A 10,776-nucleotide genomic window follows, 5' to 3' on the forward strand; every position below is an offset into this window, starting at 1 on the left:
CATTATATACAATTATAAAGATTTGCTAAAAATTTTATAGAGACACCACTTGTTATGATGGTAGAATTTTATTTATTTAACAACAAATTGTGTAAAGTTTACAGATACAATAATATGTGAGGCAGGAGTTGTAAGACAAAACATTTATAGAAAATTAATTTAATATGAAATGATATTATATAGCCTTATTAAGTATTTAAAACAAAAGTTTTGCTTAATAGGGTTATTTTTTGGTTTGGAAAATTTACCAATAAAGTTGTTTAAAATAGAAAATTAGACAATTTATAAGAATGTAATATATAATCTACTTATGAGATATTAAGGGGGAGAAACATGTTCAATAGTATACCAAATAGAAAAGTTTATGAGCAGGTCATAGAGCAAATACAACAAAATATTTTATCAGGAGACTTAAAAAAGGGTGATAAATTACCATCAGAGAGAGAATTATGTGAACTAATGAATATAAGTAGAGCATCTGTAAGAGAGGCCATTAGAGTTTTAGAAGCAATGGGTGTAATTGAGAGTATACATGGGGAAGGTAATTTTATATGTACTAATCCTGAAAAATCATTACTACAGCCTTTATCAATGATTTTTAAATTAAATAATGGTAAATCTCAAGATATTTTCGAATTAAGAAAAATTTTAGAAATAGAAAGCTCTAAATTGGCTGCTAATAGAGCTACAAATATTGATTGTAGGGAACTTTTAAATATAGTTAATCAAATGGAAGAAGAAACTTTAAATGAAAATAGAAATGAAATATTAGTTAAATTGGATAAAGAATTTCATAATAAGTTGGCATCAATGAGTAAAAATTATTTAATAGAATGTTTATTTACTACATCATCAATGTTATTTGAAAAGTTTATTGAAGATGCTAGATGTGAAATTATTAAAAAAGATTCTGCAGATAAATTTTTGATGTGTCAACATAAGGAAATTTGTGATGCAATTATCAATAAAAATGAAGAATTATCTATAAAAGCTATGAAAGATCATATGGATTATGTGGAAAAAATAATAATAGATATAAATGATTAATATTTATTAGTAGAAATATTGTTAATATTCAAACTATTCTTGTTTTTTATTCTAATAAGGAATACAATAAAAGAAAAAGTGGTAATACCACTGACCATTAGTGGAATGACCAGTACTATAACAAGGGGGAAGTTTGAATGAATCAATATGTTTTATTTTTGATTGCTTTAGTTCCTATTATATGGTTGATAGTTTCTTTAGGAGCATTAAAACTACCAGCTCATAAGACTTGTTTATTTACAGCATTTTTAAGTTTGCTAATAGCAATAATATTTTGGAAGATGCCAGTTATTGATGGGGTAACAGCATCTGTTGAAGGTATGGCGATAGCACTTTGGCCCATACTTTTAGTAATTGTAGCTGCATTATTTACTTATAACTTAGCCGTTAAAACAAAAACTATGGACACAATGAAATTAATGTTATCTAGTATTACAACAGACAAGAGAATACAAGTATTAATTTTAGCGTGGGGATTTGGAGGATTTTTAGAGGCTGTTGCAGGTTATGGTACAGCTGTTGCTATACCAGCTAGTATATTAGCATCAATTGGATTTAATCCCATATTTGCAGCAGTAATCTGCTTAATTTCTAATACGGTACCAACAGCTTTTGGAGCAATAGGAATACCCGTAACAACTTTAGCTACTGTAACAGGTCTAGACGTTATCAAACTTAGTTATATCACATCAATACAGTTAGCAGGATTTATTATGTTAATACCATTCTTACTAGTTATTATCACAGGAAAAGGTTTAAAATCAATAAAAGGAGTTTTTTGTATTACCTTAGTCTCTGGAGTAGCTTTTGCAATACCTCAAATATTTATTGCTAAATATTTAGGAGCAGAACTTCCAGCGCTTATAGGAAGTATTTGTAGTATGGTTTGTACTATATTAATGGCCAAATTAATTAATAAGAAAAAAGTAGAAAATTCATCAAATGAAGCTGAATTTGAGAAAGAAAGTTTTGAAATAGAGAATACGGGAGATGTATACGCAAGTAAAAAAGTTACTTTAAAAGAAGGTGTTCTAGCTTGGCTACCATATATACTGCTATGCACCTTAATATTACTTACTAGTCCATTAGTACCAAGTTTAAATGCTTTAGTAGGAAAAGTTAGTAGTAGTTTCCATATATATAGTGGAAATGCTACATCAACTACAAGTTTTTCTTGGATTAACACACCTGGTATGATGATAATTATAGCAACTTTTATAGCTGGAATTATACAAAAGCTAAATATTAAATATATGGCAATTGTTTTTAAGGATACGGTTATACAATTAAAGACGTCTTTCATAACAATAATGTCCATAGTAGCCATATCAAAAATTATGTCTTATAGTGGAATGACCAGCTCCATATCCTTTGGTTTATGTGCAATAACAGGTAGTTTTTATCCGCTAATTTCACCACTTCTTGGAGCTATAGGGACTTTTGTTACGGGAAGTGACACTTCAGCCAATATTCTATTTGGAGGATTGCAAGTGGAGGCTGCCAAATCTTTATCAATAGATCCTTACTGGATTGCTGCAGCAAACACATCAGGCGCAACAGCGGGGAAAATGATTTCGCCACAAAGTATAGCCATAGCCACATCTGCTACAGGGCTTATTGGTCAAGAAGGAAAAATATTTAGCTCTACGGTGAAGTATTGTTTAGGATACGTAATTATACTTGGTTTAATCGTATATTTTGGTAGATTTTTACCTATACTAGGACTTTAAATTTAATTAAGGGGGAGTTTTTATTATGGCAATTATAAAAGTACCTTATTCAAAACAGGGTATGAATTTAGAAATAGAAGATAGAAATTTAGAAGCTATATTAGTTTCTAAGGCTCATGATTTTATAGTAAATAAGACAGAAAGTGAGATTGTGAAAGATTCTTTGGACAATCCAATAGGCCAGTCAAGATTAGAAGAATTATCAAAAGATAAAGAAAATATTGTGATTATAACTAGTGATCATACACGACCAGTGCCAAGTCGTGTAATAATGCCACAAATATTAGAAAGAATTAGAAAAGGTAATCCAAAGGCAAAAATTAAAATCTTAGTTGCAACAGGTTTTCATAGACCTAGCACAAAAGAAGAATTAATTTTTAAGTTGGGAGAAGAAATAGTTGAAAATGAAGAAATTGTAATGCATATATCAACTAAGGATGAAGACATGATAAAAATGGGTGTACTACCTTCTGGAGGAGATTTTTATATAAATAAATTGGCTGCAGAGGCAGACTTACTTATAGCTGAAGGTTTTATAGAACCACATTTCTTTGCAGGGTTTTCTGGAGGAAGAAAAAGTATTTTACCAGGAATAGCTTCTGCAAAAACTATAATGTATAACCACTGTAGTGAATTTATAGATAATGATAATTCAAGAACAGGAATTTTGAAAAATAATCCTATACATGAAGATATGGTATATGCTGCAAAAACTGCCAACTTAGCTTTTATTGTTAACGTGGCAATAGACAAAGATAAGAAAGTTATAGCATCCTTTGCAGGAGATGTGGACAAAGCGCATAAAGAAGGATGTGAATTTGTAACTAATTTATCAAAAATAGATAAAGTTCCATCAGACATAGTTGTAAGTACAAATGGAGGTTATCCTCTTGACCAGAATATTTATCAATCAGTAAAAGGAATGACGGCTGCTGAGGCTACTTGTAAAGAAGGCGGAGTAATAATAATGGTAGCAGCTTGCAATGATGGCCATGGAGGTCAGTCTTTTTATGATAATGTGGCCAATGCTTTATGTCCAAAAGAAATACTTGAAAATGTAAGAAATGTAAAAAAAGAAGATACTGTTCCTGATCAATGGGAATTTCAAATACTAGCAAGAATTTTAGATAGATTTACAGTAATAATGGTTACAGATCAATGTGACCCACAAATAATTAAAAATATGCATATGAAACATGCTTATAATTTTGATGAGGCACTAAATATGGCTTATGAAATTAAAGGTAAAGATGCTAAAGTTGTTGTTATTCCAGATGGTGTATCTGTAATAGTTAAATAAAATTATAGTATAAGCAAGATGCTTTTGTTATTAATGAAGGCAACTTGGTTGATTAAATAGTTAAGGGGGAAGAAGAATGGAAATTTTAGTATGTGTTAAACAAGTTCCTGGAACTACACAAGTTGAAGTTGATCCAGTTACTGGAGTTTTAAAAAGAGATGGAGTAGATTCAAAGATGAATCCCTACGATTTATTTGCCTTAGAAACGGCATTAAGAATAAAAAAAGAAAAGGGAGCTACTATAAAAACCATAACAATGGGACCACCTCAAGCTAAAACTGTAATAAAAGAAAGTTTTTCCATGGGTGTTGATGAAGGAGCAATAATTAGTGATAGAAAATTTGGTGGAGCAGATGTTCTTGCTACTTCTTATACTTTATCTCAAGGGATTAAAAAAATATCTAATCCAGATTTAATCATATGTGGAAAACAAACTACAGATGGCGACACAGCACAAGTTGGTTCAGAAATTGCTGAGTTTTTAAACATACCTCACGTGACAAACGTAACTGAAATAATAGAAGTAAAAGAAGATTCCATAGTAGTTGAGATAGATTTACCTACTTCTATGGAAGTATGTGAAATAACTTATCCATGTCTAATTACTGTGGAAAAAGATATATTCCAGCCAAGATTACCTTCTTTTAAATTAAAGATGGATACTAAGGATAGAGAAATACCAATGTTTACTTTAGGTGATTTTGAAGATAAAGATGAACATCATTATGGATTAAATGGTTCACCGACTCAAGTTAAGAGGATTTTCCCGCCTACACCAAATACAGATAAAAATGTATTAAAAGGTAGTAGTAATGAGTTATGTGAAGCTCTATTCAATAAAATAGTAGACTTAAAAATAATATAGTTAAGGAGGAATAATATAATGGCTAAGATAATTGTTAACCAAAATAAAATTGATAATATAGAAGAAGTGTTAGAACTTTGTCCTTTTGGTGCATTGGAAGAAATAGATGGAAAAGTTGAAATAAACGCAGCTTGTAAAATGTGTAAAATGTGTGTAAAAAAAGGTCCAGAAGGGACTTTTGAATTTGAAGAAGATGAAAAGGTTGCTATAAATAAGGATGAGTGGAAAGGTATCACAGTTTATGTGGAACATTCAGATGGCGAAATTCATCCAGTTACTTATGAATTAATAGGTAAGGCAAGAGAATTAGCAGCAAAAATAAATCATCCAGTTTATTGTGTATTTGTTGGAAATAATATAAAAGATAAATGTTTACCACTGCTTTCTTATGGTGTGGATGAAGTTTTTGTTTATGATGATGAAGAATTAGATAAATTTAGAATAGAACCATACACTGCAGCAGTAGAAAATTATATATCTAAAATTAAGCCAACAATTATGTTATTTGGTGGAACAACTATAGGAAGATCTTTAGCACCTAGACTTGCTGCAAGATTTAGAACAGGGCTTACTGCAGATTGTACAATTTTAGATATTCAAGAAAATACAGACTTAGACCAAATAAGACCGGCATTTGGTGGAAATATAATGGCACATATAAATACTCCAAACCATAGACCTCAATTTGCTACAGTTAGATATAAAATATTTAATGCACCAGAGAAAGTAGAAAATCCTACTGGAAAAATAACTATATGTGAAATTGAAAAGAATAAATTACAATCTAATATAAAAGTTTTAGAAACTAAAATTAAAAATAAAGTTATAGGTATAGAAGATGCAGAAGTAGTTGTTGTTGTAAGTAGAGCATTTAAAAAAGCAGAAGATATACAAATGGCAGAAAAGTTGGCAGATTTACTAGGTGCACAAATAGGAGGAACTAGACCAACTATTGAGGCAGGCTGGGTAGATCCTAGAAAACAAATAGGACTTAGTGGAAGAACAGTAAAACCGAAACTTATAATAACTTGTGGTGTGTCTGGAGCAGTTCAATTTGTTGCGGGTATGAAGGGGGCAGATTATATAATTGCCATAAATCAAGATGAAAATGCTCCTATATTTGATGTGGCTCATTTAGCATTAATAGGGGATATTTATGAAATAATTCCAATGTTAATTGAAAAGATTGAAAATTCTATTAATTTATGTAGTAAACAAGATATATTAGCTAAAGCATAAGATACATCTGATGATTAAGTAAATGTATGAAAATATAAATGAATAAGCTTTATTATAAAAAAGGAGGGGAATATTATGTATAAAAAATTAGATAAAAATGATATAGAATTTTTAAAAAGTATTTGTAATGCTGAAGATGTTATAGTTGGTGATGAAATAAGTGAAGATTTTGCTCATGATGAATTAGCAGGGGAGCTAAAATATCCAGAAGCTATGGTTTATGTGAGAAATCGTGATCAAGTTTCAAAAATAATGAAATATGCTTATGAAAATAATATACCAGTGACTCCTAGGGGACAAGGAACTGGACTTTCTGGAGCATCTGTTGCACTTTATGGTGGGATAATGGTTAATATGTGTAAAATGGATAAAATACTAGAACTTGATGAAGAAAACTTAACTCTAACTGTAGAACCAGGAGTTTTACTTATGACAATCGGTCAATATGTGGAAGAACATGATTTATTTTACCCACCAGATCCAGGAGAAAAAAGTGCAGCAATTGGTGGAAATATAAACACTAATGCTGGTGGAATGAGAGCAGTAAAGTATGGAGTAACACGAGATTATGTAAGAGGTTTAGAAGTAGTACTTCCTAATGGGGAAATAATAAATGTAGGAGGAAAAGTAGTTAAAAATTCATCTGGATATGCAGTTAAAGATTTAATAGTAGGTTCAGAAGGTACTTTGGGTATAGTTACAAAAGCCATACTTAAATTATTACCATTACCTAAAAAGGCAATTAGTTTGCTTATACCTTTTCCAAACTTGGAGTCTGCTATAGATACTGTTCCTAAAATTATAAAATCTAAATGTATACCAACAGCAGTAGAGTTTATGGAAAGAGAAGCAATAGTTGGTGCTGAAGAATTTTTAGGAAAGAAATTCCCAGACAATTCATCTAATGCATATTTATTATTAAAATTTGATGGAAACTCTACAGAAGAAATAGAAAAAGAATATGAAAATGTGGCAAAACTTTGCTTAGAATGCGGAGCTTATGATGTATTAATTTCAGATACGGATGAGAGAAATGAAAGTATATGGTCTGCAAGGGGAGCTTTCTTAGAAGCCTTCAAAGCAAATAGTGTAATAGATGAGTGTGACGTTGTTGTGCCAAGAGACAAGGTGGCAGAGTTTATAAGATATACTCACGATATACAAAAAGAGGTTGGACTTAGAATAAAAAGTTTTGGGCATGCAGGAGACGGAAATCTGCATGTGTATCCTCATAAAGATGATTTGCCAGAAGAAGAATGGAAAGAAAGACTTTCTAATGCTTTCGAGTTAATGTTTAGTAAAGCAAGACAATTAAAAGGAGAAGTTTCAGGAGAACACGGAATAGGATATGCCAAGAGTCCATATTTCTGTGAATCTAAAGATGAAAACTATGTAAACATATTAAGAGGAATAAAACTTGCTTTTGATCCAAAAAATATTTTAAATCCAGGTAAAATTTATTAATGAATTATATAACAATATTAAAAAATAGCCATGTTAAATTTAATTTTAACATGGCTATTTTTTAATATTAGGTAAATTATAATTATTTATCTGAAGTTAAATAATCAAGTGCATATTTTACATATAATTTTGTTCCTATTTCTAAGACATCTTCATCAATATTGAAATTGTCACTATGAAGAGAAAAACAAGCACATTTTTCTTCATTTCTACATCCAACAAAAGCTAAAGCACCAGGAGCCTTTTCAAGATAGAAAGAGAAGTCTTCGCTACCAGTTACTTTTTCGAATTTTATCACATTATTTTTACCAACTATTTCAGAGGAAGCATTTTCAGCAATTGCTGAACATTTTGCATCATTAATCATAGCTTTTCTTTAAAGTGGAGTTATTTCAGAATCTACATCATTATCAGCGGCAACAAAATCTGTACCCTCAAAACGAGGAGCTAAATATTTTTCTGTTACAAATGTACCAAGAACCACAAGTATAAATGTTGAAATTATTAAGAAATACCAGTTCATTGCAGGAGTACCAGTATAATTTGAATTAACAATTTGAGCAGCTGGAATTGTAAATCCTGCAACAAGTATGTCTAACATACTTACCATTAAATTGGCAGAAAATCCTGCATCAACCACTGCATTAGCTATTATACCAACGAATATTATTGTACCAGTTAGTAATTTTTTAGGAACTTTAGTAACAGTAGTTTTCATAACAGTTTCCATATATCCAGACTTTTCGGCAAGACCTGCACCAAGTATAGTAACAAGTAGTAATCCTAAAGGAGCAAAACTTGTAAAGTTTGTAACGATACTTGTTAAGAATAATTGCAATTGTTCTTTACTTAATAAATTGAGGCCTTGAACAACTAAATTTTTACCGGTTGTTTCATCGACTTGACCAGGATGTATAGCAGTAACACCTGATTTAGCTACAAAGTACGATAATATCATAACAACAAACCAAAGTATTACAAATATGGTAACTGGTCTGGTAATTTATTACCCACCTTTTCAACTACGTTTAAGAATCGCATTAGCAGTCCTTGTTTTTTTCTTCTTTTACTTTACCCAAAACAACTCCCCCTTAATTAAAATTTAACTACTTAAATAGTCAATTGAAACTTGACATAAAGCTTTACAAAGAACTTTCATATTTTTATCATCCCATTGGAATTTTGAATTATGATGAAGTACTGGATGATTTTCATCTTCTGCAATACCAACAAAAACGAAGGTAGCAGGTACTTCTTTAGCCAGATATGCAAAATCTTCACCACCGATAGATGGTTCGCTTAGTTCAAAAACATTTTTGTCTCCAATGATTTTTTTTATTGATTTCATGGCCAAACTTGTCATATTATCATCATTTACTAAAGGTGGAAATTGTCTTATGTATTCATATTCATAAGTCGCACCTTGACAGGTAGTAATACCTTTTAAAATATCTTCCATGATTTTTTCTGTCTAAGTTCTAGCTTCCTCATCAAAAGCTCTAACAGTACCACCAAGAAGTGCTTCTGTTGGAATGGCATTATGACAATCAGTATTTCCTGCCTTCACATGACAACAAGAAAGAACTAGTGGAGTAAAAGGATTATTTTTTCTGCTTACAACAGTTTGTAGTGTACTTATAACCTGAGATAAAATTGGGATAGGATCTATTGAGCTTTGTGGTACACCAGCGTGACCACCTTTACCTATAATTTTTATATTGAATATGTCTGGAGAGGCCATCATAGGACCGTGTTTTACACCTACCATTCCTTCTTTTACTCCTCCCCACAAATGTCCACCAAAGGCAGCATCAACATGAGGATTTTCTAATATGCCTTCATCAATCATTGGTTTTGCTCCGCTTTCAATTTCTTCATCTGGTTGGAACATAAACTTAATATTTCCATGTAACTTATCTTTTAGTTCACTTAAGATCATAGCAGCTCCAAGCAGTGAAGCAGTGTGACCATCGTGACCGCAAGCGTGCATACACCAGGAATCTTAGATTTGAATTCTAAATCAGTTTCTTCATCAACTCTAAGAGCATCCATATCTGCTCTAATAAGTATGGTTTTTCCAGGGTATTTTCCTTTTAATAAAGTAATAACACCTGTTTTAGCAACATTTGTTTTTATTTCTAGATTTAATTTTTTTAGCTCGCTGATTACTAACTTAGATGTATTAAACTCATCGTATCCTACTTCTGGATACATGTGTAATTGATGCCTGATTTCTACAATTTTGTCATAGTACTTTTCGCAGAGTTCATAAATTTTATCTACTATAAAAAGAAATTATGTATATTTTATATTTAAAATAAAATTATACAAAAAATATAGCTTCATCTTTACATAAAAAATGAAGCTATGCTATTAAATTCATAAAGAATCAGATATAAAATTAAGAAATCAATGAAAAGGAGATAAAAGTGGTAATAATTGAAGAAAGGATATGAGCTTCATATCCTTTTTTATAGAAAAATTCATTTATGTGAAATTATTTTTTGAAAGGGTTAGGAGTATTTACTGTAAGTATTTTTACTATTTTTGATGTATTATTACTCCAGTTATGTGGTGAAGTTGATTTAATATGGGCACAATCACCAGGATATAAATCAGTTACTGTATTATCAATATTTAAGGTTAAAACACCTTCAAGTACATAAATAAACTCTTCACCCTCATGAGAATATAGTTCTATATCTTCAGATTCCTTATATTTGTGTGGCATTAATTGTTGCACTCTTGGAAGCATATCATAAGCAAAGGTATCTTTATTTAAAGTGTATTGAATAATTTCTGAATCTATTGCAGTGTACTTTCTATCATAACTTCTTGTGATACAAGATTTACTGTTTTCGTCAGCATAGTCAAAAAAGTCTAGAAGATTTACTTCTAGTACCTTTGCAATCTTAGCAAGAGAATCAACGGCCACGCTAGTCATTCCCCTTTCCAACTGAGACAAAAAACCTATTGATAAATTAGTTTCCTCACTTAGATATTTAAGTGTGAATTTTTTTGCATTTCTTAGTTCTTTTATTTTTAAACCTATACTAGCATTATAGTTCATTAACTTAACTCCCCTTGGATTTTAATTATGGATAATTTAAATATTAAATTAATATGTTGAA

12 protein-coding genes are annotated in these 10,776 nt (G+C 30.7%); 6 read left to right on the plus strand and 6 right to left on the minus strand.

All coding sequences use genetic code 11. The features are described 5' to 3' along the window. Positions 1-333: 333 nt before the first annotated feature. From NSA58_RS09865 to NSA58_RS09890, 6 genes are all read left to right on the plus strand, one after another. On the plus strand, positions 334-1,047 hold the full coding sequence (locus NSA58_RS09865) for a FadR/GntR family transcriptional regulator (protein WP_074429851.1): 714 nt from the start codon (positions 334-336) through the stop codon (positions 1,045-1,047). A gap of 137 nt (positions 1,048-1,184) precedes the next feature. Further along, positions 1,185-2,777: an L-lactate permease gene (locus NSA58_RS09870; RefSeq protein WP_074429852.1), complete on the plus strand. Its 1,593-nt coding sequence runs from the start codon at positions 1,185-1,187 to the stop codon at positions 2,775-2,777. Between the two features lie 25 nt (positions 2,778-2,802). Continuing rightward, on the plus strand, positions 2,803-4,077 hold the full coding sequence (gene larA, locus NSA58_RS09875) for a nickel-dependent lactate racemase (RefSeq protein ID WP_074429853.1): 1,275 nt from the start codon (positions 2,803-2,805) through the stop codon (positions 4,075-4,077). 76 nt (positions 4,078-4,153) lie between these two features. Continuing rightward, positions 4,154-4,942 carry an electron transfer flavoprotein subunit beta/FixA family protein gene (locus NSA58_RS09880; protein WP_039677967.1) on the plus strand — a complete coding sequence of 263 codons (789 nt, stop codon included), beginning with the start codon at positions 4,154-4,156 and terminating at the stop codon, positions 4,940-4,942. 18 nt (positions 4,943-4,960) lie between these two features. Continuing rightward, entirely contained in the window at positions 4,961-6,181 is a 1,221-nt protein-coding gene (locus NSA58_RS09885) for an electron transfer flavoprotein subunit alpha (RefSeq protein ID WP_074429854.1), read from the plus strand. Between the two features lie 75 nt (positions 6,182-6,256). Further along, positions 6,257-7,645 carry an FAD-binding oxidoreductase gene (locus NSA58_RS09890; protein ID WP_039677965.1) on the plus strand — a complete coding sequence of 463 codons (1,389 nt, stop codon included), beginning with the start codon at positions 6,257-6,259 and terminating at the stop codon, positions 7,643-7,645. Between the two features lie 82 nt (positions 7,646-7,727). On the opposite strand, the gene NSA58_RS09895 is transcribed toward NSA58_RS09890, so the two are convergent. The 6 genes from NSA58_RS09895 to NSA58_RS09920 all read right to left on the minus strand — a co-directional run bounded on the left by NSA58_RS09895 (position 7,728) and on the right by NSA58_RS09920 (position 10,715). Continuing rightward, positions 7,728-8,012: a M20/M25/M40 family metallo-hydrolase gene (locus NSA58_RS09895; RefSeq protein WP_079764841.1), complete on the minus strand. Its 285-nt coding sequence runs from the start codon at positions 8,010-8,012 to the stop codon at positions 7,728-7,730. A gap of 9 nt (positions 8,013-8,021) precedes the next feature. Continuing rightward, complete coding sequence (locus tag NSA58_RS09900; protein ID WP_074429855.1) at positions 8,022-8,603, minus strand: AbgT family transporter; 582 nt, start codon at positions 8,601-8,603, stop codon at positions 8,022-8,024. Positions 8,604-8,747: 144 nt separating this feature from the next. Next, entirely contained in the window at positions 8,748-9,104 is a 357-nt protein-coding gene (locus NSA58_RS09905) for a M20/M25/M40 family metallo-hydrolase (RefSeq protein WP_079764842.1), read from the minus strand. Between the two features lie 12 nt (positions 9,105-9,116). Continuing rightward, entirely contained in the window at positions 9,117-9,635 is a 519-nt protein-coding gene (locus NSA58_RS09910) for a M20 metallopeptidase family protein (RefSeq protein WP_079764843.1), read from the minus strand. Then, entirely contained in the window at positions 9,581-9,859 is a 279-nt protein-coding gene (locus NSA58_RS09915; protein ID WP_257560421.1) for a hypothetical protein, read from the minus strand. Before NSA58_RS09915 ends, NSA58_RS09910 begins: the two co-directional genes overlap by 55 nt. 283 nt (positions 9,860-10,142) lie before the next feature. Then, a complete protein-coding gene (locus NSA58_RS09920) occupies positions 10,143-10,715 on the minus strand; it encodes a helix-turn-helix domain-containing protein (protein ID WP_039677963.1) in 573 nt (190 codons plus the stop codon). Between the last annotated feature and the right edge of the window lie 61 nt (positions 10,716-10,776).

The sequence above is a fragment of the Terrisporobacter muris genome (genome assembly GCF_024621905.1).
Classification (GTDB): domain Bacteria; phylum Bacillota; class Clostridia; order Peptostreptococcales; family Peptostreptococcaceae; genus Terrisporobacter; species Terrisporobacter muris.